Source organism: Mesorhizobium sp. NFR06 (assembly GCF_900115245.1).
In the GTDB taxonomy this organism is placed as follows: domain Bacteria; phylum Pseudomonadota; class Alphaproteobacteria; order Rhizobiales; family Rhizobiaceae; genus Mesorhizobium.
Genome location: NZ_FOVT01000021.1, coordinates 1 through 22,213, shown reverse-complemented (window position 1 = coordinate 22,213; position 22,213 = coordinate 1). Strand labels below are relative to the sequence as shown.

Below are 22,213 nucleotides of genomic sequence, written 5' to 3'. Positions count from 1 at the left end.
CGTCTACTCCTATTGCGGTGTCGACACGCGCGGCGGCGTGCAATTGACAAACCGGCTGTCGAAGTCGCGTTGCCAGTTCGGTACAAGCTGGGGCTATGACGGCGGCGGCATCTGGATGGACAGGGGCTGCTCGGCGGAATTCCTGGTCGCTGGTTCCGGCCGCAGGCCGTCCCCGGGCGACGCGGCGGCCGCGATCATTGTCGGCGGAATTGTCGGCGCCATCCTCGGCAATAACGACAGGCACGGTCACCATTCGGACAATTATTATCCCAGGCCGAAGCCGCGCCACGACGATCAGTGGATCGACCCGACGCCGCAGTTCGACAATCAGGGCAACCCCAATTTCGACCCCACGGCAACTATCAGGGACCGCACGGCCTGGGCAAGCTGGTCACCCCTGACGACAATCCGGATTTGAACCCTTCGCTGCGCAGCGGTGGCGACGACTATTATCCGGGCGACAGCGACAATTAAGGTCCGGGACGGCAAGCGCCATTCGGCCGTCACCTACTGGGGTTCAATCGCCTTGCAAAAAATGATGTTGGAATGGCCTTCGGGCCATCCCGCGAGTTCGGCCGTTCGCTCGAACCCAGCCTTCTCATAAAGGTCGGGCGCCTGGAAATCGTGGGTCGAAACCCATATTCGGCGCGCGCCGCGCATGGCAGCCTCGGCGACAAAGGCATCCAGCAGCTTCCTGCCGTGGCCACGGCCTCGACAGGCCTCGTCAACCCACATCAGCTCGAGCTCGGCGATGCCGGCCCAGGAATAACCCGCGGCGATGCCGATCGCGCGCCCCGCCTCGTCTCGCAGCACATAGACGAGGCTGTGGTCGTCATTGCGTCCCGTCAGCCGCCGGTTGTCGCTGTTAAGCTGCTCCTCGATGGCGCTAAGCTCGACTGGGAGGAGGTCATGTTCGGCCCGCAGGCGAGGGGCCATCAAATCCCACCATACCAGTCGTAGCCGTTGTCCTCCCAATAGCCGCCGCGGCCGCCGCCGACATTGGCGAAGCTGTCGACCAGCTCTATTCTGTGGACGTATTTCGGCATCTTGTAGCCGAGCTGGCGCTCGACCCGCACCCGCAGCGGAGCACCGTTCTCCACCGGCAGCGGCTTGCCGTTCAAGCCATAGGCCAGGATGGTCTGAGGGTGGCGGGCATCGATCAGGTCGATGGTGCCGTAATATTTGATGCCGCCGGACAGGCTTTGCTCGATCGTGTCGAGGCAGTGGAACATGACATAGCGGGCCTGCGGCTTCACCACCGCCTGGTCGAGCACCAGCGACAGCGGCGTGCCGGTCCATTTGGCGATGCAGCTCCAGCCTTCGACGCAGTCATGGCGGGTGATCTGCGTGCGGCTCGGCATGTTCTGGAGCTGCTCGCGGGTCAGCGCCAGCGGCTTCTCGACAAGGCCGGTAACTTCCAGGCGCCAGTCGGCGAAATTGTCGGCGAGCAAGCCCTTGTAGGTGTCGTCGTCGGGCGCGGTGACGCCATTCGGCCGCTGCGGCTGGCGGATGTCGGCCTCGGTGAATTCCGGCGCCAGCGCGTCGCGGCCGGCAAGCAGGCGTTGCGCGCGGTATGTCAGGCCGTTGGCGTTTTCGAGGAAGCTGCGCAGGCCGCCACCGATGCCAAGGCCGCTGTCGAAGGTGTCGCAGCCTGACAGCGCTATGCCGGACAGGCCGAGGCTGGCGGAGGTGAGGAACTTCCGGCGGCTGATCTGGAAGTTTGGCATGTCAGGCGCTCCTCTCGGTCGGCTGGTCGTGCTTCGCGGGCGGGTCGGTGCGGTACCAGCCGGTGATGATCGAGCGCAGCTCGTTGATCGGGCCGGCAGCGAGGATCATCAGGATGTGAATGACGAAGAAAAGGACGAGCAGCACCATGACGGTGAAGTGGATGGTGCGCGCCGTCTGCCTGCCGCCGAGGATTTCGTTGAGCCAGGGCAGCACCGAATCCATGCTCGGCGACATCGCGAGGCCGGTGAGGATCATCAGCGGCAGAAGCACGAAGAGCACGCCGCCATAGGCCATCTTTTGCAGCGTGTTGTATTCGCGCGTGTGATGGAATTTCAGCTTTGCATGATCGACGATGTCTTTCGGCAGCTTGCGCAGGTCCTCCAGCCGAGGCGCCAGGTCGCGGCGGATATGGCCGTTGACGAGGCTTGAGATCAGCCAGACGAGCAGCGTTGCGCTGAGCACCCAGGCGAAGAAGAAATGCACGACGCGGGCGGTGCCGAGGTCGTAATAGGAGGGGATCGTTGCCCAGGCCGGAAAGGCGCGCGGCGTCTCTTGTCCCGGCGGACCCGACCAGCCGAGCACGCCGGTGGTGTCGAAGCGATGACCCAAGATTTCGGTGAAGCCGCGCGGGCCGTTGTCGGTGTTTTCGGCCCCGATCTGAAGGATGGTGTTGTTGAACCCGAAGCCGGACTGTTTGCCGATGTAGAGCTGCGGCCGCGCGTTGAAGATCTGCAGGCCGGAAAGCAGCATGAAGAACAGCGAGAAGGCCCACAGCCAATGGGTCAGCCGAGTCCAGCGCGACTGCCGATAGATGAGGGTCGTGTCCTTTCCGTCCGCCTCGGCGGTGGATTGGTTGCTGGCAGCTGTGTCCATCTTGCCTCCGGCCGCCTCGTGGAAGCGGCTTTCTCAGGTCATTGTCTCCCTCTCAATACGTCGCCGCACAAGGCAATGTTTCATGCGATCACGGATTTATTACGGAGCGCCCAGGCTGACCGCGAGATTGACCGCCGCGGCGACGATCACCGTGTTGAAGAAAAAGGTCAGGATCGAGTGGACGAGGACGACCAGGCGCATTTGCGAGGTGGTGATCCCGGTATCAGCCGTCTGCGCGGTCATGCCGATGACTGTCGCGAAATAGAGGAAATCCCAGCCTTCCGGCCTTTTACCGCCGGGAAAGTCAAGGCCGCCCACCGGCATTTTCTTTTTTGTGTTCTCGTCGATCTCGACGCCGTCCATCCAGTAGACATGCGCATAGTGGAGCGCCGCCATGGCGTGGATGGTGAACCAGCCGAGCGGGATCGACAGCATTGCGAACACAATCTCCAGCGGACGCGCGGCATCCATCTGGTTGATGAGTTGGAACAGCGAGCCGATAGCGATAACCACGACGAAGAGGGTCACGCCAAAAATCAGCAGCACCGGCAGGTCGGTGGCGCGCGCATTCTTACTGAGGTAGCGGCCGGTAAGCCTCGGCATCAGGGCCAACACCAAGGCGATATAGACAACGAAAAAAACGTTGGCGCCGATGGAGTAGGGGAGTGGTGCCCGCAGAAGCAGGGCGACAAGCAATGCGACGATGCCAATGGCAGCGGCCAGAGCGAACTGCATGTGCCGATGCGTCGGCGTCCTGGCGGATGTGTCGTCACCCATGGGCCGGCCTCCTGAAAGGCGTTCGGATCAGTCCGGTGTGACGGATTTCAAGGCACGCCGCAAGATGCGGTCGAGCTCGCCGAGAAACTGCGACCTGTCCTTCGGCGTGAAGCTGGCGTTGAGGCCCCGGCTTTCGCCGGTCTCGCGCAGATGCTGCTTGAGGTCGCGCATCGCCATCGCCATGCCGATGGTCTCCGGCGTGAACGGGCGGCCGGTGGGGCCGAGCACGTGCGCGCCGAGCGCCACCGTGCGCGCGGCCAGCGGGATATCGGCGGTCACCACGACGTCGTTGGGCCTGGCGTTCTCGACGATCCAGTCGTCTGCGGCATCCGCGCCCTTGGAGACGACGACGTTGCGGATCATCGGATCGCGCGACGGGCGCAGGCCGCCATTGGAGACATAGGTGACGACGACGCCATGGCGCTCGGCGACCTTCTCGACCTCGGCCTTGACCGGGCAGGCGTCGGCGTCGACGTAGACGACGGGTGCAGGCAATTTGGGCTCCAAATGTGCAAAAGGGCCGGCGCTGACCGGCCCTTTTCATGAAACTTCGCAATTGTCAGGCCGGTAGCGCGCCGGACCTCTTGGCGGTCCAGGTGGCGATATAGTCCATCAGGCCGGGGTTGAGGCAGTCATAGGGTTCGAGGCCGATCGACTTCAGCTGCGCGCGGATGCCGTCCATGCGCTTCGGGTCGACACCGGATTCGATGATCGAGGAGACGAAGGCAGTGAAGCCCGGCGGCGACCAGCCGTCCTCCTCGAAGCGCTCGGGATGAATAAAGGACAGGCCCTTGAACGGATGATCGCGCTCGACCGGGCCATACATATGGACGCCGCAGCCGGTGCAGGCGTGGCGCTGGATGAGGGCCGAGGGATCGACCACCTTCAGCTTGTCGCCATTTTCGGTGACGGTGACGTCGCCTGTGCCGGCGACGGCCACGACCGAGAAAATCGCGCCGTCAGGCTTCCAGCATTTGGTGCAGCCGCAGGCGTGGTTATGGGCGATCTGGCCCTTGACCTTTACCTTCACCGGCTTGCTGGCGCAAAGGCAGACCAGTGTCCCGCCGGAAAAGCTCGCGCTCTCCTTCGGCAAGCCATTGTCGATCTTCGGATGCAGTTTTTCCGCCATTCCATTCCTCCCATGTTTCGCCACAGCGGTCGCTGGCCGGTTGGCCGGCGACGTGTGGCCTTCCTCAATAAACCACCACACTCCTGATCGACTTGCCCTCATGCATGAGGTCGAAGCCCTTGTTGATGTCTTCCAGCTTCAGCGTATGGGTGATCATCGGGTCGATCTGGATCTTTTTGTCCATGTACCAGTCGACGATCCTCGGCACGTCGGTGCGGCCGCGCGCGCCGCCGAAGGCGGTGCCCATCCAGGTGCGGCCGGTGACCAGCTGGAACGGCCTGGTCGAAATCTCCTGGCCGGCGCCGGCGACACCGATGATAACAGACTTGCCCCAGCCGCGATGCGAAGCTTCCAGCGCCTGACGCATCACCTTGGTGTTGCCGGTGCAGTCGAAAGTGTAGTCGGCGCCGCCGATCTGGTCGGCGCCGCGCTTGGTCATGTTGACCAGGTAGGGCACGATGTCGCCGTCGATCTCCTTCGGATTGACGAAATGCGTCATGCCGAATTTCTCGCCCCATGTCTTCTTGTCGTTGTTCAAATCGACGCCGATGATCATGTCGGCGCCGGCAAGGCGAAGGCCCTGGATGACGTTGAGGCCAATGCCACCGAGGCCGAAGACCACGGCGGTCGCACCCTGCTCGACCTTGGCCGTGTTGATGACCGCGCCGATGCCGGTGGTCACGCCGCAGCCGATGTAGCAGATCTTGTCGAAGGGGGCGTCGGGATTGACCTTGGCCACCGCGATCTCCGGCAGCACGGTGAAGTTGGAGAAGGTCGAGCAGCCCATATAGTGGAACAGCTTCTCGCCGCCGACCGAGAAGCGCGAGGTGCCGTCCGGCATCAGGCCTTGCCCCTGCGTGGCGCGGATGGCGGTGCAGAGGTTGGTCTTGCGCGACAGACACGACGGGCACTGCCGGCACTCAGGCGTGTAGAGCGGGATGACATGGTCGCCCTTCCTGACCGAGGTGACGCCCTTGCCGACATCGACGACGATGCCGGCGCCCTCATGGCCGAGGATCGCCGGGAACAGACCTTCCGGATCGGCGCCCGACAGCGTGAACTCGTCGGTGTGGCAGATGCCGGTGGCCTTGACCTCGACCAGCACCTCGCCCTCGCGCGGCCCCTCGAGGTCGACTTCCATGATCTCGAGCGGCTTTCCGGCGGCAACAGCAACGGCGGCACGCGTTTTCATGAGGCACTTCCTCCCAAGCGATGTGTAAGTTTTAGCTGACGGCAAGCTGCCCGCAGCGAGTGCCAGCCTGCCATCCGTTCGGCATTATGGGGTAACCTTAGCGAGTTCCACACTGGCGGCCAACGTCTCTTGCGACGTTTTTCGGCGCGGTTCCAGCAATCGTCACCGGCCGCGCGAGCCAGCCTGCCGACACTTGAGGCGCGCTGGAATTATCCATAGAACTGGACCGCTTCGCCGGAGGAACGACATCCGAATGTTCAAAAAGATCCTGATCGCCAATCGCGGCGAGATCGCCTGCCGCGTGATCAAGACGGCGCGCAAGATGGGGATTGCCACCGTCGCGGTCTATTCCGATGCCGATCGCGATGCGATGCATGTCGAAATGGCTGACGAAGCAGTGCATATCGGGCCTTCGCCGGCCGCGCAGAGCTACCTGGTCGCCGACAAGATCATCGCTGCCTGCAAGGAGACCGGCGCCGAGGCCGTGCATCCCGGCTACGGCTTCCTGTCCGAGCGCGCCTCCTTCTGCGAGGCGCTGGAAAAGGAAGGCATCGTCTTTATCGGTCCGAAGCCCAAGGCCATCAAAGCGATGGGCGACAAGATCGAATCGAAGAAGTTCGCCAGCGCGGCCAAGGTCTCGACCGTGCCTGGCTGGCTGGGCGTCATCGAGGACGCCGACCATGCTGAAAAGATCGCCGGCGAGATCGGCTATCCGGTGATGATCAAGGCTTCGGCCGGCGGCGGCGGCAAGGGGATGCGCATCGCCTGGAGCAAATCGGAGGTGCGCGACGGTTTTCAGCGGGCGCGTTCGGAAGCGAAAAGCTCGTTCGGCGACGACCGCGTCTTCATCGAGAAATTCGTCGTCGATCCGCGCCACATCGAGATCCAGGTGCTGGCCGACGCACATGGCTCAGCACTTTATCTCGGCGAACGCGAATGCTCGATCCAGCGCCGCAACCAGAAAGTGGTCGAGGAGGCGCCGTCGCCATTCCTCGACGCCAAGACCAGAAAGGCGATGGGCGAACAGGCGGTGGCGCTGGCGAAGGCCGTCGACTACCAGAGCGCCGGCACCGTCGAGTTCATCGTCGACAAGGACAAGAACTTCTATTTCCTTGAAATGAATACAAGATTGCAGGTCGAGCATCCGGTGACCGAGCTCGTCACCGGCATCGATCTGGTCGAGCAGATGATCCGTGTCGCGGCGGGCGAAAAGCTCGGCATCAGGCAGAGCGACGTGAAGCTGAATGGCTGGGCTGTCGAGAGCCGCCTCTATGCGGAGGACCCCTACCGCAATTTCCTGCCTTCGATCGGCCGGCTGACGCGCTACCGGCCGCCGGCGGAGGGGGCATTCGGCGACATCGTGATCCGCAACGATACCGGCGTAACCGAAGGGTCCGAAATCTCGATGTTCTACGATCCGATGGTGGCGAAGCTCTGCACCTGGGCGCCGACAAGGCTCCAGGCGATCGATGCGATGTCGAAGGCGCTCGACAGCTTCGTCGTCGACGGCATCGAGCACAACATTCCGTTCCTGGCGGCGCTGATGCAGCATCCGCGCTGGCGCGAGGGGCGGCTGTCGACCGGCTTTATCGCCGAGGAATATCCGGACGGCTTCGCGCCCGTCGAGCCGGACGGCGAGGAGAGGGCGGTGTTTGCCGCGGTCGCAACGGCGACCGAGTTGCTGCGCCGCGACCGGCTCGACCGCCTCAGCGGCAGGCTGGCGCCGCATTCCGGCCATCTCAAGCAGGACTGGGTGGTGAAGATCGGCACGGATTATCTTTCGGTCGGGATCGTTGACGGCATGGTTTCGATCCCGATGGAGGTCGATCTGTCGATCGATGGCGGCAGGCCGCTGACGGTTGTCTCCGACTGGCGGCCGGGCGACGCGATCTGGCAGGGCACGGTTGGCGCCAACACGATTGCGGCGCAGATCCGCCCGATGCTGAACGGTTTGCGCATCGCCTGGAAAGGCATGTCCGTGACCGCGCGTGCGATGCTGCCGCGCACGGCCGAGCTCGAACGGCTGATGCCGGAAAAGCTGCCGCCGGACACCTCGAAAATGCTGCTCTGCCCGATGCCTGGCCTCGTCGTCTCGATCGCCGTCGCGGAAGGGCAGGAGGTCAAGGCCGGCGAGACGCTGGCCGTGGTCGAGGCGATGAAGATGGAAAACGTGCTGCGCGCCGAACGCGACCTCACGATCGCCAAGCTCAACGCAAAGCCGGGCGACAGCCTGGCGGTCGATGCGGTGATCATGGAATTCGCCTGACGGGCTTAGCTGTGCACAGGTCGTCGCTGGACTCGCATGACGCTCTTGCGGACAATACATCTGCACCGATGTTGAGTCCTTTCGAGCGACAAGAGCCCCATGGCGGATGAACTCCCACGCGACCCGTTGCAGCGCGAAGCTGCGGTGAGGGCTAGCCGGCCCGAAGCGCCGGCGCGCGCCTTCATACATCTGCGCGTGCACTCGGCCTATTCGCTGCTGGAGGGCGCGCTGCAGCTTGGCGCGATCGTCGGCCACGCGGTCAAGGACGAGGCCCCGGCGATCGCGGTGACCGACACCAACAACCTGTTCGGCGCGCTCGAATTCGCCCAGAAGGCCGTCAAGGACGGCATCCAGCCGATCATCGGCTGTCAGGTCGATCTCACCTTTTCCGGTGAGGCGAGCGATGGCCAGCGCGACCGCCGCCGCCATGGGCCGGAGATGTCGCCGATCGTGCTTATCGCCGCCAGCGAGGACGGCTACAGCAACCTCGTGCGGCTGATCAGCAAGGTCTATCTGGAGACGCCGTCCGGCGAGCCGGTGCATCTGACCAGCGCCACGCTGGAGGGACAAAGCAACGGGCTGATCTGTCTGACTGGTGGCCCGCGCGGTCCGATCGGCGCCGCGCTGAAGGCCGATCGCCGCGACCTGGCCGAACAGCGGCTGCTGTTCCTCAAAGGCCTGTTCGGCGATCGACTCTACGTCGAATTGGAACGCGTTGCCGGCTATGACCGCATGGTCGAAAAATCGACGGTCGACCTGGCCTATACGCACCAACTGCCGCTCGTCGCCACCAACGAGGCTTTCTTCTCCAAGCGCGACGACTACGAAGCGCATGACGCGCTGATTGCGATCGCCGAAGGCTCGGTCGTGGCGGCCGACAATCGCCGGCGGCTGTCGCCTGACAATTTCCTGCGCGGCCAGGCCGAAATGGCAAGGCTCTTCTCAGACCTGCCGGAAGCGATCGACAACACGGTCGAGATCGCGATGCGCTGCTCCTACTACCCCAAGAACCGCAGCCCGATCCTGCCGCGCTTCACCGGCGCCGACGCGGCCGACAAGGATGCGGCCGAGAAGGCCGAGGCCGCCGAGCTTGCGCGGCAGGCGCGAGAGGGATTGGAGGCGCGGCTTGCCGCGCACGGGCCGACGCCAGGCTACACGGTCGAGCAATATCGCGAACGGCTCGAATTCGAGCTCGGCATCATCGAGAAGATGAAGTTCCCGGGCTACTTCCTGATCGTCGCCGACTTCATCAAATGGGCGAAGGCGCAAGGCATTCCGGTCGGGCCGGGGCGCGGTTCGGGCGCCGGCTCTCTGGTCGCCTATTCCACCACCATCACCGACATCGACCCGCTGCGTTTCTCGCTGCTGTTCGAGCGCTTCCTCAACCCCGACCGCGTCTCGATGCCGGACTTCGACATCGACTTCTGCCAGGACCGTCGCGAGGAGGTCATCCGCTACGTCCAGCAGAAATACGGGCGCGATCAGGTCGGGCAGATCATCACCTTCGGTACGCTGCAGGCACGAGCGGTGCTGCGCGACGTCGGCCGCGTGCTGCAGATGCCTTACGGCCAGGTCGACAAGCTCTCCAAGATGGTGCCGCAGAACCCGGCCAATCCGGTCAAGCTGGCCGACGCCATCGCCAACGAGCCGCGCTTCGCCGAGGAGGCGGAGAAGGAGCCGATCGTGCAGACGCTGCTCGACACGGCGCAGAAGCTCGAAGGCCTCTACCGCCATGCCTCGACGCATGCCGCCGGCATCGTCATCGGCGACCGGCCGCTATCCGAGCTGGTGCCGATGTACCGCGATCCGCGCTCCGACATGCCGGTCACCCAGTTCAACATGAAATATGTCGAGCAGGCGGGGCTGGTAAAGTTCGACTTCCTCGGCCTGAAGACGCTGACGGTGCTGGAAACGGCGGTGAAGCTGATCCGCCGGCGCGGCGTCGACATCGACCTGGCAACGATCCCGCTCGACGATCCGGACACTTACGCCATGCTGTCGCGCGGCGAGGTGGTCGGCGTGTTCCAGGTTGAAAGCGCCGGCATGCGCAAGGCGCTGATCGGCATGCGGCCCGACTGCATCGAGGACATCATCGCGCTGGTGGCGCTCTACCGGCCCGGCCCGATGGAGAACATCCCGACCTACAACGCCAGAAAACACGGCGAAGAGGAGATGGCCTCGATCCATCCCAAGATCGACCACCTGGTGAAAGAGACCCAAGGCGTCATCGTCTACCAGGAACAGGTGATGCAGATCGCGCAGGAGCTTTCCGGCTATTCGCTCGGCGAAGCCGACCTGTTGCGGCGCGCCATGGGCAAGAAAATCCGCGCCGAGATGGACAAGCAGCGCGAGCGCTTCGTTTCCGGCGCGGTCGAGCGCGGCGTCAGCAAGCCGCAGGCCGATTTCATCTTCGACCTTCTGGCCAAGTTCGCCGACTACGGCTTCAACAAGTCGCACGCGGCGGCCTACGCGGTCGTTTCCTACCAGACCGCCTATCTGAAGGCGCACTACCCGGTCGAGTTCCTGGCGGCGTCGATGACGCTCGACATGAGCAATACCGACAAACTCGCCGATTTCCGCCAGGACGCGATGCGCCTCGGCATCGAGGTGGTGGCGCCGTCGGTGATGTCGAGCTTCCGTCCCTTCGAGGTCGGCGAAAACAAGATCTTCTATTCGCTGGCGGCGCTCAAGGGCGTCGGCGACGCGGCGGTCGAGCACATCGTCGAGAAACGCGGCGAGAAGCCGTTCAAAAACCTTGCCGATTTCTGCGAAAGGGTCGATCCGAAGATCGTCGGCAAGCGCGTCTTCGAAAGCCTGATCATGGCGGGTGCGTTGGACTGCTTCGGGCATGACCGCGCCCAGATGATGGCCGGCGTCGAGCGGATGATGGGGCTGGCCTCGCTGGCGCAGCAGAACGCAATCTCCGGCCAGGCCGATATTTTCGGCGCTTCGCTTGGGAGCCAGTCGCAGGCGCTCAACCTGCCGGCGACTGATCCGTGGCTTGCGGCGGACAGGCTGCACCGCGAATTCCAGGTGGTCGGCTTCTACCTCTCGGCGCATCCGCTCGACGAATACAAGGCGGCGCTGCAGAAGATGCGAGTGCAAAACTGGGCGGAATTCTCAGCCGCGGTGAAGCGGGGTGCCGCCGCCGGCCGGCTTGCCGGCACCGTCACCACCAAGCAGGAGCGCAAGACCCGCACCGGCAACAAGATGGGCGTTGTGCAGTTTTCCGACACGACGGGCCAGTACGAGGCGGTGCTGTTCTCGGAAGGGCTGGCGCAGTACCGCGACATGCTGGAGCCTGGACGATCGGTGGTGATCACCGTTTCGGCCGAAGACCGGCCGGAAGGCATCAATCTGCGCATCCAGACTGTGCAGTCGCTTGAGGACGAGGCCAGCCGCATCCAGAAGGCGCTGCGCATTTTCGTGCGCGATGCCGCGCCGATCAACACGCTTGCCGGCCAGCTTGCCGTGAAGGGCGAAGGGCAGGTAAGCTTCGTGCTCATCAAGGAAGCAGGACAGGGCGAGGTCGAGATCGAATTGCCCAACCGCTACCGCATCTCGCCGCAAGTGGCGTCGGCAATGCGCGCGGTGCCGGGTGTGGTGGAAGTGGAGCTTGTCTAGAGTGTTTCACCGCTCACGGAAATGGCGAACCGCTCTATCTTTTTGTTTTGACGCAATTCCAAGCGGAAAACAGCTCAGACTTTTCCTGGAATTGCTCTAAGCAGCGTCGCGGCTGAACATCTTCGCGCGGCGCGCCCGCGCCGGCGAAGGGGGAATGCCATGGATTCGCGAACTGCCGCTGTCGAACTGATCCGGATGGTCAATGAGTATCGCGTCTCGCAGGCGATCTCAGTCGCGGCGACGCTTCGTATCGCCGACCACATCAAGGATGGTAAGCGCTCGGCCGCCGACCTCGCCCGCCTGACCGACACGCATCCGCGCGCGCTCTATCGTCTCCTGCGCGCGCTGGCTGCCGTCGGTATATTCCACGAGGAAGAGGATGGGCATTTTTCGCTGACTTCGCTTGGTGGCGGCTTGCGTTTCGATGCGGAGCATTCGGCCGCGCCCTGGGCGGCCTTTGCCGGGCGGCCCTATTACCGGCAGGCGTGGAGCGAACTGCTCTACAGCATCCAGACCGGCAGCAACGCGTTCCGCCATGCGCATGGGAAAGGCGTGTGGGAATACAGGGCCGAAAATCCAGAGGAGTCCCTGATCTTCGATCGCGCGATGGCAGCGAATTCGAGGAATGTGGCGGCGGCGTTGCTGGTGAGCTGCGACTTTTCGCCGTTCCAGACGATCATGGATGTCGGTGGCGGCAGCGGCTCGCTGCTGGCCCAGATTCTCGCCGCCTATCCTGGCGCCCGTGGCATTCTTTTCGATCAGCCGCACGTCGTGGCAGGCGCGGCTGCGGTGCTGGAGGCGGCCGGTGTCGCCGACCGTTGCGATGCCGTCGGCGGCGATTTCTTCGCTGGGCTCCCGGAAGGCGCCGACGCCATTCTTCTAAAATGGATCCTGCACGACTGGGACGATGAGAATTGCCTGGCAATCTTGAGGAATTGCCGGCGGGCAATCCGCGCAGGCGGCAGGCTTCTGGTGTTCGAGGCCGTGCTGGCGCCGCCGAACCAGGGCGCCGATGCGAAATTCGCCGACCTCAATATGCTGGTTGCGCCTGACGGGCAGGAGCGAACGGAAGAAGAGTTCAGGGCTGTCATGGCGCAGGCGAATTTCGAGGTGATTGGCATCGTCGAGGCCGGGCCGCGCATCAGCGTCATCGAGGCAAGGCCTGTGTAGCAAGGCCGCGCTATGACGCGGTGACCTCTGCAGCCCGCGGCGTCTTGCGCTGCAAGTTGAGCAGGTTGCCGGCGAGGATCAGGGCCGCGCCGCCGGCGGTGAAGACGTCGATCTGCTCGTGGTAGAGAAGCCAGCCGACAAGCGCCGACAGCGGCACGCGCAGGAAATCCATCGGCGAGATGATCGTGGCATCGGCATAGGCGAGCGCGCGCGCCAGGCAGAAATGCGACGACATGCCGGTGAAGGCGATCAGGAAGATCCACGGCCAGAGCCCGGGCGAGGGGTTGTGCCAGTGATAGAGCGCCGGGATCAGGCCCAGCGCCGACTGGATGATCAGCATCCAGAAGATGATGCGCACCACGCTCTCGGTCTTGGTCATCGACTTCACCAGCACCATCGAGATGCCGAAGCAGACCGCGGCGCCCAGAACGACGAGGTGACCGGGATCCATCGACCCCGTATTGGGGCGCACGATGACGACCACGCCGATCAGGCCAAGCACGATCGCCGTCAGCTTCGATCGCGACAGTCTTTCGCCGAGAAAGCTGACCGCCAGGATCGCGGTCCAGATCGGCGTCGTGAATTCGATCGAGATCAGCACGGCCAGTGGGATAAGTGTCAGCGCGTAGAGCCAGGCGGCCTGGCCGGTATAGTGGATGACGTTGCGGGCGAGATGGGCGAGCGGACGCTGCGTGCGCATTGCCGAGAAACCGCCATTCATCATCACCAGCGGCAACAGGATGAAGAAGCCGATCACCGAGCGCAACTCCAGCACCTGGAAGACGTTGAGCTCGGCGGTCGTCTCCCGGCCGGCAATCGACATCCCCAGGAACGAGGCGATTGACAACGCCATCCAGAGTGCGGCTTTTGGGATCGAGGGAGCAGGTGCCATTTGGGGCTCTATGTCGCAAGCCCGTGCTTGGGTCGCAACCGTTAATGGCGTCATTCCACTGGGCAAGCGAATACGGGTGTCAAAAAACCGTCATCGCGCGGCGGAACCTTGCGCCGGGCACCCGTTGACACGCTTCGGCCTTCCGTCGGAGGGCGCGCCTAGATCAGTTCACCGTTTCACGGAAACGGCGAATCGCTCTTTCTCTTTGTCTTGACGCAATTCCGGACGGAAAACCGTGTTCACTTCCTGGAATCGCTCCGATAATCGCGAGAGGGGATGTCTTGACGAGATCGACCGCCGCTTTGCTGGCCGCTGCTTGCCTTATTTGCTCGACGGGCGCGCATGCCGATGAGGCGGCTTTCCTGAGCTCGCTGCAAGGAAAGTTCTCCGGCAAGGGAACGGTCAGGATCAGGACGAACACGCTGGCGATGAACGTCAACTGTACCTTCACCTCGGGTGCGACGGCGAACTCGCTGTCGCTTGACGGCACCTGCCGTGCCCTGTTGGTCATGAGGCGGGAAATCCGCGCAGACCTGACGGTCAGCGGCGCGAACTACACTGGCACCTATATCGGCTCACGCAGCGGACCTGCCGGCCTCAGCGGAAGCCGCAAGGGCGACGCCATCAACCTCGACATCCATTGGGCGAAAATCGTCAATGGCGACCGCGACGCGGAGCTGACCGTTGAAAAGATCGGGCCGGACAACATGCGCATGACAGTGACCGATATGGATCCGGCGACCGGCAAGATGGTGGTGACGAGCCGCATCGATCTGACGCGATCCTGACTGGTCCGATCCTCAATCCTCGAGCGGCTCGGGCGGGTTGGCGCTTCGGCCTTTGCCGAATGTGTAGCCGGTCTCGACGGCATTCCGGCCAAACTTGTCGCGCAACGTGTCCATCGCGCCTTCGGCCAGCGCGCGCTTGCGCGACTGGACGTCGACCAGATCGGGCGGATCGGCCTTTTCATCGTCCGAGAGGTCGCTGACGCCGATGCCGAGCAGGCGAAACCTGGTGCCGTCGGCCTCGCGGCGCAACAGGTCGAGACCGGTCTGGAAAATGCGGTCGGCCAGCTGGGTTGGATTGCCAAGCTGTCGGTTGCGGGTGCGGGTCCTGAAATCCTGAGTCTTCAACTTCAGCACCACGGTGCGTCCGGCGATGCCGGATTTCTTCAACCGCGCCGAGACTTTTTCCGACAGGCCGCGCAGCACGGGCACCAGTTCCGCCAGGGCGGCGATGTCGGTGTCGAAGGTGGTTTCGGCCGAGACGCTTTTGGCATCCCCGCCGGGATCGACCGGGCGGTCGTCCTCGCCACGCGAAAGCCGATAGAGCCGGTCGCCCATGACGCCATAGCGGCGCATCAGCTCGCCGCGTTCCATCCGCTGCAACTGGGCGATCATGCGGATGCCATCGCGCTCCAGCGTCGCGGCCAGCGCCTTGCCGACGCCCCAGATCAGCGTCACCGGCTGGGCGGCGAGGAAACTTGGCGCCTCGGCCTCGCCGATCACCGAAAAACCGCGCGGCTTGCGGAAATCCGAAGCGATCTTGGCGAGGAACTTGCAGTAGGAGAGGCCGGCCGAAACGGTGATGCCGAGTTCCTTTTCCACCGTCTGCGCGAAGCGGGCCAGCACCAGCGCCGGCGGCATGCCGTGCAGCCGCTCGGTGCCGGCGAGGTCGAGAAAGGCTTCGTCGATCGACAGCGGCTCGACCTGCGGCGTCAGCGCCTGCATCAACGCGCGGACTTCGCGCCCGACACCGACACATTTTTCCATGTTGGGCGGGATCACCGCCGCCTCCGGGCACAGTTCGAGCGCCTTGAACATCGGCATGGCCGAGCGAACGCCCTGGATGCGGGCGATATAGCAGGCAGTGGAAACGACGCCTCGCCGGCCGCCGCCGACGATGACCGGCCTGTCCTTCAGCGCCGGATTGTCGCGCTTTTCGATCGCGGCGTAGAAGGCGTCGCAATCGATATGGGCGATCCTGAGCCGATAGAGCTCGGCATGGCGGACAAGGCGTGGGCTGCCGCAGCGATCGCAGCGACGCGCCTCGCTGCGCTGGAATGCCAGGCAGTCACGGCAAAAACCGTGTTCGGGATTGTTGACAGGAGCCGCCATCGCTGCGAACATAAAGAGAACAAATGCAATGGTACGACAGCGCAGGGCTGGCAACAAGCTTGGCCTGGGGAGAACGCATGAGCACGACCATAGCACCGCTGACCCCTGAGCGCTGGCCCGACTTCGAGGATCTGTTTGGCAAGCAAGGCGCTTGCTACGGCTGCTGGTGCACGCATTTCCGGCTGGCGCCGACGGAACGACGCGCCAGCGACAAGGAGCGCAACAAGGATCTCATCAAAGCGCGAATCGAGGCAGGCCCGCCGCTGGGGCTTTTGGCGTTCGAGGACGGCAAGGCCGTCGGCTGGATGCAGGTCGGTCCGCGCGCCGACGTGCCGGAGTGGAACAACCAGGGCAGGGGCTCGGCGCCGATCGATCCCGCCGATGCCGGCGACCCGCATGTCTGGGCGATTTCGTGCTTCTTCATCCGCGTCAAGGCGCGGGGCCGGGGCATCTCGCATCGTCTCGTCGAGGGCGGCATCGCCTTCGCCCGCGAGAACGGCGCCAGGTTGCTGGAGGCGTGCCCGATCGACCTGTCGCGCGATTCGCGTTCGATCGGGCTTTTCGTCGGCTCATCGAGGGTTTTTGAGAAGGCTGGCTTCGAGCGACTCGTGGAGCGCAAGCCCGGCCGGCCACTGATGCGGCTGGTGCTTTAGCCGGGCGGTGTTTTAGCATAGGGTGATCGTCTTGCGGCTGTAACGCTTCATACCTACCAGAAGCGCAAATCATCTCGTCTTCCGAGACCACGGAGAACCAACGTGAAGCGTATTTTGCCACTTGTTGTTGCCCTTGCGCTCAGCGCGCCCGCTTTTGCCCAGACCGTAGACAATCAAGGCGCCAAGCAGCTTTCCGACAATCTGGCGCGCTATTTCGGCAAACAGGCTTTCGACAAGGGCGTGCTCAAGGTTTCGGTCGAGGGCGACGCCTACAAGATCGCGCTGGACGTCAAAGCGCTCGTCAGTGCGCTGCCGGAGCAAAAGCTTCTGAAATTCGACATGGCGCCATACGCATTGATGGTGAAGCCGCGCAGCGACCAATCATGGGATGTCTCGTCGAATTTTTCGCAGGGCGCATCCTTCGAGTTCGATGGGCCGGAAGGCCATCAGAGCATGGAGTTCACGATCAAGGACGGCAAGGCAACTGGCGTCTACGATCCGGCTCTCGCGGCCTTCACCAGCGCGACCAGTTCGTTGGGCGGGATGACGATGGCGTCCCGGGAAGCCAAGCAACAGGCCGATGTCTCGACGGGCGCCGGCACCGCTACGCTCACGGCGACCAAGTCCGCCAATGGCGGCGTCGACTTCACCGCCACGCAAAAGGTGTCGAGCTTCGTCGAAACGATCAAGATCGAGGACGCCGACAGCGGCATGAATTTTCCGCTGACCTTGAAAACGCCGGAACTTTCCGTTGACGCGAAGGGCAAAGGCGTGCGGACGAAGCCGTTGCTCGATCTGCTCGCCTTTGCCGTGGCCAATGAGGACGAAGCCAAACTCAAGGCGAACCAGGCTGAACTCAAATCGCTCATGCTCGCCGCACTGCCGATTTGGGAAAGGATCGACGGCAATTACGGCTTCAAGGATTTCGAAGTGGAGAGCCCTGTCGGCAAGTTCGGAGCCGCGCAATTCAGCACCGCGTTCGGCATGGACGGTGTCTCCCAGAACGGCAAAGTCGATTACGCGATCAAGGCTAGCGGCCTGACCATCCCGCATCAGACCCTGCCCGAATGGACGGTCCCGCTGTTGCCGACGGACATTGACCTGAACTTTGGCGGCGCCAATATCGATCTCAACACTATGGCGAAAAAAGCGATCGAAGCCTTTGATCTCAATAAGAATCCGCCGCTGTCGGACGAGTTCGGCAAGGCTTTGGTCGCTGATTTCACGGCCAAGAATCCAAAGGTCGTGATCGGGCACAGCACGGTGAAGAACGCCGGCATCGAAGTCGCGATGGAAGGCGAGATGACGTTTCCCGGCGAAAAACCCGATGCGACCGTCACTATCGACGTCGCCGGCTATGACAAGATCGTCGATGCCCTGAAGGAAGGAGCCAAGAGCGATGTGCAGATGGCGCAGGCCTTCCCATTTGCATTGGCCGTCAAAGGCTTTGGCAAGACGCTGCCGGACGGCCGGCTGGAGTGGATGATCAACACCAAGGCCGATGGGTCCGTCACGGTCAACGGCGCCATGCTGAAGGGACCGGATGAAGTCCAGAACGACGGCGCGGGCCAGGATGGTTCGAGCGGTGATGACGGCGCGAACGGAACCGACAATTCCACCGGCGGCGACGATTCGGACGGTGGGGACAATGGCGGGGCGGGCGCGAAGCTGCAGCCCTGAGCGCTTGCGCTAAAGCCCGAGGGCGCCAGCGATCTTCGGCGCCGCCTCGCGCCAGTCCTCGACCGAGATGATGTCCTCGGGCGTCGGCGGCAGGAAGGCGCGCAGAGAGTTGTCGGCCATCAGATGGAAGAGGTGCGCGTCCGTAACGGAATTGCGCGCCGAGACAAGGTTGGAGGGCTGGTCGTCGACGAAGGCGACCGGTCGGCCGTTTGCGCCGCGCAATTTCGCGATCGCCGGACCCTTGGCCATCTCCGTCGTCAACAGCGGGTAATTGAGCCCCAGCGCATCGAGATGTGCGCGGCGTACGGCCCGATGCTTGTGCGGCATGGCGGTCAGCATGACGATCTCGGCGCCTTGGCTGAGCATCGCCAGCGCGTCCGCGGCACCGTCGGTAATGCTTTGCCAATCGGCCTGGGTGTCGAAGAACTCGCCGAGAAGCGCCGTCACTTCCGGCTGTTCGATCAGCCGGCCGGTCGCCGTCTCGGCGATGTTGCCGGTGAGGCGAAAGGAGGCCAGCGTCAGCCCGAAGCCGCGTGTTTTCAGGAAATGCGGGAAGGGCCGGACGAATTCGAGCACGACATCGTCGACGTCGAGCACCAGCAGGGGCCGGTCGTCGGCGGCAAGCTCTTCGATCTGCCGCGCGGTCTCGGGATCGTCGCTCACGTCGAGCGCTCGTGATCGTCATTGCCGAGCGGCAGCGCGCGCAGCGCCTTGCCGATGGCGGCCGGCGGGGTGCCGGTCTCCTCGGCGAAGCGCAGAAGCGTCGGCTCGTGGGCGAGGATGAATTGCAGAACGCCGGCAAGGAAGCCGGGCTCCGCGGCGGCCTTACGGATCGACTGCGCGTCGATGCCGGTGATCGCCAGGAAGCGGGGCAGGAGTTCGGGGTCGGCGGCGACGAAGCCCAGCGCCCTGACGGCAATGGTTTCCGCTTCCTCGCGCATTGACGCTGCGTTCGCCATCATTACCTTTGGAACAGTGGATTTTTTTGAGTCTCTCTCCGCAGTAACGGCAAGCGTCGCTTGCGGCAAGCCTCCGCTCTCTCCCGTACCACGTCCGAAGGTGGAATTGATGCAGCTTTCCAACCTCCGGTTTCCGTTTCGTCAATCATATTGGGCTAGAGTGGAAAAGGGTTGGGTGCGGTCCGCGGGGACGCATTGCGACGGCCTTCGGCTTCGAGGGCGGTCGGAACGGGAAATAGATGGCTAAGAAGGTCATGATCGTCGAGGACAATGAGCTCAATATGAAGCTCTTTCGGGACCTCATCGAAGCCAGCGGTTACGACACGGTTCGCACCCGCAATGGGCTGGAGGCGCTGGATCTCGCGCGCCAGCACCGGCCGGACCTCATCCTGATGGACATCCAGTTGCCCGAAGTGTCAGGCCTGGAAGTGACCAAATGGCTGAAGGAGGACGACGAACTGCATTCGATTCCAGTCATCGCCGTCACCGCCTTCGCCATGAAAGGCGATGAGGAGCGCATCCGCCAGGGTGGCTGCGAGGCCTATATTTCCAAGCCGATCTCGGTGCCCCGCTTCATCGAGACGATCAAATCCTATCTGGGCGATGCCTGATGCCTGAGACCAGCAGAACCGGAGCCTTGTGAGATGACCGCGCGGATCCTCGTCGTCGACGACATCCCCGCCAATGTGCGGCTGCTGGAGGTTCGGTTGCTTGCCGAGTATTTCGAGGTGCTGACGGCCAACAACGGCCCGGATGCGATCGAGACCTGTGAGAACGGCAAGGTCGACGTCGTGCTGCTCGACGTGATGATGCCGGAAATGGACGGGTTCGAGGTCTGCAAGCGCCTGAAGAGCGATCCGGCGACCTCGCATATCCCCGTCGTCATGATCACCGCGCTCGACCAGGTCTCGGACCGGGTGCGCGGTCTCGAGGCCGGCGCGGACGATTTCCTGACCAAGCCGGTCAACGACCTGCAGCTGATGACGCGTGTGAAGAGCCTTGTCAGGCTGAAGTCGCTGACCGATGAGTTGCGGCTGCGCGCCTCGACCACGCGCAACATCGGCATCGAAGAACTTCTGAGCCGCGATTTCGCGAGCGAAGACACCAGGCCAAGGGTGCTGCTCGTCGACGAGCGCAAATCTTCCGTCGAGCGCATCCAGAAGATGCTGCGCAACAGCGCAGAGCTCGATGTCGCGACCGATCCGAATGCCGGGTTCTTCCAGGCGGCCGAGACCGCGTACGAATGCGTGCTGATCTCGACCGCCTTCTCCGACTTCGATGCGCTCAGACTCTGCTCGCAGCTGCGTTCGCTCGACCGCACCCGCTTCCTGCCGATCATGCTGCTCGCCGACGAGGGCGAGGAAGGCCGCATCCTGCGCGGCCTGGAGCTCGGCATCAATGATTACCTGATCCGGCCGATCGACCAGCACGAGCTGACGGCGCGCCTGCGCACGCAGGTGCGGCGCAAGCGCTACAACGACCAATTGCGCGCCAGCGTCGCCCTGACCATCGAGATGGCGGTGATCGACGGCCTGACCGCGCTGCACAACCGGCGCTACCTCGACAGCCATCTGCAGACGCTGTTCGATCGCGCCGTGGCGCGGCGGCGGCCGCTGTCGGTGATGATCACCGATCTCGATCGCTTCAAGTCGATCAACGACGCCCATGGCCATGACGGCGGCGACGACGTGCTGCGCGAGTTCGCCAGGCGCCTGCGCAAGAATGTGCGCGGCATCGATCTCGCCTGCCGCTTCGGTGGCGAGGAGTTTGTCGTGGTGATGCCAGACACCGAGGGCGCGGTCGCCGAGAAGGTGGCCGAGCGCATCCGCGCCGAGATCGCGCAAGCGCCTTTTGCCATCGGCGCCGATGGCAAGGCCATCGAGGTCACGGTCAGCGTCGGTGTGTCCTCGCTCCTGAAAGGGCCCGACAGCGTCGCCGCGCTGATGAAGCGAGCCGACCTTGCGCTCTATGAAGCCAAAAGCGGCGGCCGCAACCGGGTGGTGGCAAAAGCTGCCTGAAGCGCGTCGCGATCTCCGTGCGCTTTGGATTTTGATCTGCGCGTGCCTGGCCCGAAACCGGTTCCCACTTTAGGGGAGGCAGGCTTTTGCAAACGGCGCTGATTCCCGGCCGTCCCAACAAGGTTACAAATTTACCTTAACCCAAGCGATTTGCGAGCGGTGGTTAAGAAATGGTTGATTTTTATAAGGTCTTGCGCAAATCTGCGACCACATGGACAGAAGACGAGACCGGCACGAGGGTAGACTAGCCGGCTCGCTCCAAACACCCCATGATGCTCAGGTCCGCCGCATCTCCTGGGTCCGTGGGGTCGGCCGGCCGGCGCTGGCACATAGTGGCCTCCTCGTACCGCTGCCAAACGCCGACCGGCCCCCTTTTTTTAAAAACCAACATCGGACCTTGCGCTCAACGGCGGCGCGGGGTTTCCGTCGTACGGTCCCTGAAAACAAAAACGCCGCCCAGGGGGCGGCGTTTTGATTTCTCGGGATAAACCAGATTACTTGATCTTGGTTTCCTTGAACTCGACGTGCTTCTTGGCGACCGGATCGTACTTGCGGAACGAGAGCTTGTCCGTCTTGGTACGGCTGTTCTTGCTCGTAACGTAGAAGAACCCGGTGTCGGCGGTCGACAGAAGCTTGATCTTGATGTTTGCGGCTTTAGCCATGATTTTCGTCCGTTAATGTTCGTGGAGTTTTGGCCGCTGGAGCACGGGGAAAACGCCCGGACGCGGGAAACTTGCCGCGACACATAAAGAACGCGCCCGGAAAGTCAAGCCCGCGAGGCTCCAACTGTCGTAAGCAGATGAGTTGTCCGGATTAGGTAGCACGTGAGTTGTCCGGTTTTATTGCCAGCCCATGGAGGCTGGGGATGAGACGGACAGCATGGCTACAGGGCCGGAGAATGCAGAAGTTTCGGGACGTACTTAGCCGCTGGAATGGCGGCGATCTTTCGATGATGGAGGCAGGCGAGTTGCTGGGCATGTCGGAGCGGCAATTTCGCCGCTACCGTGACCGTTACGAAGAGGCTGGGGAAGCAGGGTTGCTCGACCGGCGTTTGGGCAAGATTTCGACGCGTCGGGTGCCTGCGGAAGCGATCGAGGAGATGCTTGAGCTTTATCGTCATCGCTACCTTGGCTGG

General features: G+C 63.3%; 21 protein-coding genes and 1 pseudogene. 10 read left to right on the top strand and 12 right to left on the bottom strand.

Annotated elements, in window-relative coordinates:
* Nucleotides 1-25 precede the first annotated feature (25 nt).
* A pseudogene (locus F3H96_RS30910) lies at nt 26-418 on the top strand (DUF3011 domain-containing protein); the annotation flags it as partial.
* Nucleotides 419-507: 89 nt separating this feature from the next.
* On the opposite strand, the gene F3H96_RS26685 reads toward F3H96_RS30910, so the two are convergent.
* From F3H96_RS26685 to F3H96_RS26655, 7 genes are all read right to left on the bottom strand, one after another.
* Nucleotides 508-936: a GNAT family N-acetyltransferase gene (locus F3H96_RS26685; RefSeq protein WP_149804657.1), complete on the bottom strand. Its 429-nt coding sequence runs from the start codon at nt 934-936 to the stop codon at nt 508-510.
* Nucleotides 936-1,727 (bottom strand): molybdopterin-binding protein, encoded by a 792-nt coding sequence (locus F3H96_RS26680; protein WP_149804656.1) that lies wholly within the window; start codon nt 1,725-1,727, stop codon nt 936-938. The genes F3H96_RS26685 and F3H96_RS26680 overlap by 1 nt, the downstream gene beginning before the upstream one ends.
* A 1-nt stretch (nt 1,728) precedes the next feature.
* Nucleotides 1,729-2,601: a cytochrome b/b6 domain-containing protein gene (locus tag F3H96_RS26675; protein ID WP_149804655.1), complete on the bottom strand. Its 873-nt coding sequence runs from the start codon at nt 2,599-2,601 to the stop codon at nt 1,729-1,731.
* Nucleotides 2,602-2,700: 99 nt separating this feature from the next.
* Nucleotides 2,701-3,378, bottom strand: a complete 678-nt coding sequence (locus F3H96_RS26670; protein ID WP_149804654.1) for a DUF1345 domain-containing protein — start codon at nt 3,376-3,378, stop codon at nt 2,701-2,703.
* A gap of 27 nt (nt 3,379-3,405) precedes the next feature.
* The gene (locus F3H96_RS26665; RefSeq protein ID WP_149804653.1) at nt 3,406-3,873 is read right to left on the bottom strand and encodes a YaiI/YqxD family protein; all 468 of its coding nucleotides are present in this window, start codon (nt 3,871-3,873) and stop codon (nt 3,406-3,408) included.
* A gap of 64 nt (nt 3,874-3,937) precedes the next feature.
* The gene (gfa, locus tag F3H96_RS26660) at nt 3,938-4,507 is read right to left on the bottom strand and encodes an S-(hydroxymethyl)glutathione synthase (protein WP_149804652.1); all 570 of its coding nucleotides are present in this window, start codon (nt 4,505-4,507) and stop codon (nt 3,938-3,940) included.
* Nucleotides 4,508-4,571: 64 nt separating this feature from the next.
* Nucleotides 4,572-5,699 carry an S-(hydroxymethyl)glutathione dehydrogenase/class III alcohol dehydrogenase gene (locus tag F3H96_RS26655; protein WP_149804651.1) on the bottom strand — a complete coding sequence of 376 codons (1,128 nt, stop codon included), beginning with the start codon at nt 5,697-5,699 and terminating at the stop codon, nt 4,572-4,574.
* 253 nt (nt 5,700-5,952) lie between these two features.
* Here F3H96_RS26655 and F3H96_RS26650 point away from each other — a divergent pair, with 253 nt between their 5' ends.
* From F3H96_RS26650 to F3H96_RS26640, 3 genes are all read left to right on the top strand, one after another.
* On the top strand, nt 5,953-7,965 hold the full coding sequence (locus F3H96_RS26650; RefSeq protein WP_149804650.1) for an acetyl/propionyl/methylcrotonyl-CoA carboxylase subunit alpha: 2,013 nt from the start codon (nt 5,953-5,955) through the stop codon (nt 7,963-7,965).
* Between the two features lie 99 nt (nt 7,966-8,064).
* Entirely contained in the window at nt 8,065-11,589 is a 3,525-nt protein-coding gene (gene dnaE / locus F3H96_RS26645) for a DNA polymerase III subunit alpha (protein WP_149804649.1), read from the top strand.
* A gap of 159 nt (nt 11,590-11,748) precedes the next feature.
* The gene (locus tag F3H96_RS26640; protein WP_149804648.1) at nt 11,749-12,759 is read left to right on the top strand and encodes a methyltransferase; all 1,011 of its coding nucleotides are present in this window, start codon (nt 11,749-11,751) and stop codon (nt 12,757-12,759) included.
* Nucleotides 12,760-12,769: 10 nt separating this feature from the next.
* Here F3H96_RS26640 and F3H96_RS26635 read toward each other — a convergent pair whose 3' ends face one another.
* Nucleotides 12,770-13,651, bottom strand: coding sequence for a DMT family transporter (locus F3H96_RS26635; protein ID WP_149804647.1), 882 nt, complete (start codon nt 13,649-13,651; stop codon nt 12,770-12,772).
* Nucleotides 13,652-13,932: 281 nt separating this feature from the next.
* Between F3H96_RS26635 and F3H96_RS26630 the strand changes: the two genes are divergently transcribed.
* Nucleotides 13,933-14,439 (top strand): hypothetical protein, encoded by a 507-nt coding sequence (locus F3H96_RS26630; protein ID WP_149804646.1) that lies wholly within the window; start codon nt 13,933-13,935, stop codon nt 14,437-14,439.
* A 12-nt stretch (nt 14,440-14,451) separates the two neighbouring features.
* On the opposite strand, the gene F3H96_RS26625 is transcribed toward F3H96_RS26630, so the two are convergent.
* Nucleotides 14,452-15,780 carry a DNA polymerase IV gene (locus F3H96_RS26625; RefSeq protein ID WP_149804645.1) on the bottom strand — a complete coding sequence of 443 codons (1,329 nt, stop codon included), beginning with the start codon at nt 15,778-15,780 and terminating at the stop codon, nt 14,452-14,454.
* A 65-nt stretch (nt 15,781-15,845) separates the two neighbouring features.
* Between F3H96_RS26625 and F3H96_RS26620 the strand changes: the two genes are divergently transcribed.
* The gene (locus F3H96_RS26620; RefSeq protein WP_149804644.1) at nt 15,846-16,421 is read left to right on the top strand and encodes a GNAT family N-acetyltransferase; all 576 of its coding nucleotides are present in this window, start codon (nt 15,846-15,848) and stop codon (nt 16,419-16,421) included.
* 102 nt (nt 16,422-16,523) lie between these two features.
* Nucleotides 16,524-18,101, top strand: coding sequence for a hypothetical protein (locus F3H96_RS26615; RefSeq protein WP_149804643.1), 1,578 nt, complete (start codon nt 16,524-16,526; stop codon nt 18,099-18,101).
* Nucleotides 18,102-18,110: 9 nt separating this feature from the next.
* Here the strand turns inward: F3H96_RS26615 and F3H96_RS26610 are convergent, their stop codons facing one another.
* Entirely contained in the window at nt 18,111-18,764 is a 654-nt protein-coding gene (locus tag F3H96_RS26610) for a hypothetical protein (RefSeq protein ID WP_149804642.1), read from the bottom strand.
* A complete protein-coding gene (locus F3H96_RS26605; RefSeq protein ID WP_149804641.1) occupies nt 18,761-19,060 on the bottom strand; it encodes a DUF3572 domain-containing protein in 300 nt (99 codons plus the stop codon). The genes F3H96_RS26610 and F3H96_RS26605 overlap by 4 nt, the downstream gene beginning before the upstream one ends.
* Before the next feature lie 239 nt (nt 19,061-19,299).
* On the opposite strand from F3H96_RS26605, the gene F3H96_RS26600 reads away from it, so the two are divergent.
* Both F3H96_RS26600 and F3H96_RS26595 read left to right on the top strand, forming a co-directional pair.
* A complete protein-coding gene (locus F3H96_RS26600) occupies nt 19,300-19,671 on the top strand; it encodes a response regulator (RefSeq protein WP_040995610.1) in 372 nt (123 codons plus the stop codon).
* Nucleotides 19,672-19,704: 33 nt separating this feature from the next.
* On the top strand, nt 19,705-21,078 hold the full coding sequence (locus F3H96_RS26595; protein ID WP_149804640.1) for a PleD family two-component system response regulator: 1,374 nt from the start codon (nt 19,705-19,707) through the stop codon (nt 21,076-21,078).
* A gap of 494 nt (nt 21,079-21,572) precedes the next feature.
* Here F3H96_RS26595 and rpmG read toward each other — a convergent pair whose 3' ends face one another.
* On the bottom strand, nt 21,573-21,740 hold the full coding sequence (gene rpmG, locus F3H96_RS26585; RefSeq protein ID WP_006201775.1) for a 50S ribosomal protein L33: 168 nt from the start codon (nt 21,738-21,740) through the stop codon (nt 21,573-21,575).
* Between the two features lie 203 nt (nt 21,741-21,943).
* Between rpmG and F3H96_RS26580 the strand changes: the two genes are divergently transcribed.
* A partial coding sequence (locus F3H96_RS26580) for a helix-turn-helix domain-containing protein (protein ID WP_149804639.1) occupies nt 21,944-22,213 on the top strand: 270 nt, incomplete at its 3' end.

What these genes read in the sequence shown, in the direction of transcription:
- F3H96_RS26600 (WP_040995610.1), top strand. Translation starts at nt 19,300, where the DNA reads ATGGCTAAGAAGGTCATGATCGTCGAGGACAATGAGCTCAATATGAAG.
- gfa (WP_149804652.1), bottom strand. Translation starts at nt 4,507, where the DNA reads ATGGCGGAAAAACTGCATCCGAAGATCGACAATGGCTTGCCGAAGGAG.
- F3H96_RS26595 (WP_149804640.1), top strand. Translation starts at nt 19,705, where the DNA reads ATGACCGCGCGGATCCTCGTCGTCGACGACATCCCCGCCAATGTGCGG.
- F3H96_RS26640 (WP_149804648.1), top strand. Translation starts at nt 11,749, where the DNA reads ATGGATTCGCGAACTGCCGCTGTCGAACTGATCCGGATGGTCAATGAG.
- F3H96_RS26650 (WP_149804650.1), top strand. Translation starts at nt 5,953, where the DNA reads ATGTTCAAAAAGATCCTGATCGCCAATCGCGGCGAGATCGCCTGCCGC.
- F3H96_RS26670 (WP_149804654.1), bottom strand. Translation starts at nt 3,378, where the DNA reads ATGGGTGACGACACATCCGCCAGGACGCCGACGCATCGGCACATGCAG.
- F3H96_RS26605 (WP_149804641.1), bottom strand. Translation starts at nt 19,060, where the DNA reads ATGGCGAACGCAGCGTCAATGCGCGAGGAAGCGGAAACCATTGCCGTC.
- F3H96_RS26655 (WP_149804651.1), bottom strand. Translation starts at nt 5,699, where the DNA reads ATGAAAACGCGTGCCGCCGTTGCTGTTGCCGCCGGAAAGCCGCTCGAG.
- rpmG (WP_006201775.1), bottom strand. Translation starts at nt 21,740, where the DNA reads ATGGCTAAAGCCGCAAACATCAAGATCAAGCTTCTGTCGACCGCCGAC.
- dnaE (WP_149804649.1), top strand. Translation starts at nt 8,065, where the DNA reads ATGGCGGATGAACTCCCACGCGACCCGTTGCAGCGCGAAGCTGCGGTG.
- F3H96_RS26635 (WP_149804647.1), bottom strand. Translation starts at nt 13,651, where the DNA reads ATGGCACCTGCTCCCTCGATCCCAAAAGCCGCACTCTGGATGGCGTTG.
- F3H96_RS26680 (WP_149804656.1), bottom strand. Translation starts at nt 1,727, where the DNA reads ATGCCAAACTTCCAGATCAGCCGCCGGAAGTTCCTCACCTCCGCCAGC.
- F3H96_RS26620 (WP_149804644.1), top strand. Translation starts at nt 15,846, where the DNA reads ATGAGCACGACCATAGCACCGCTGACCCCTGAGCGCTGGCCCGACTTC.
- F3H96_RS26625 (WP_149804645.1), bottom strand. Translation starts at nt 15,780, where the DNA reads ATGTTCGCAGCGATGGCGGCTCCTGTCAACAATCCCGAACACGGTTTT.
- F3H96_RS26675 (WP_149804655.1), bottom strand. Translation starts at nt 2,601, where the DNA reads ATGGACACAGCTGCCAGCAACCAATCCACCGCCGAGGCGGACGGAAAG.
- F3H96_RS26685 (WP_149804657.1), bottom strand. Translation starts at nt 936, where the DNA reads ATGGCCCCTCGCCTGCGGGCCGAACATGACCTCCTCCCAGTCGAGCTT.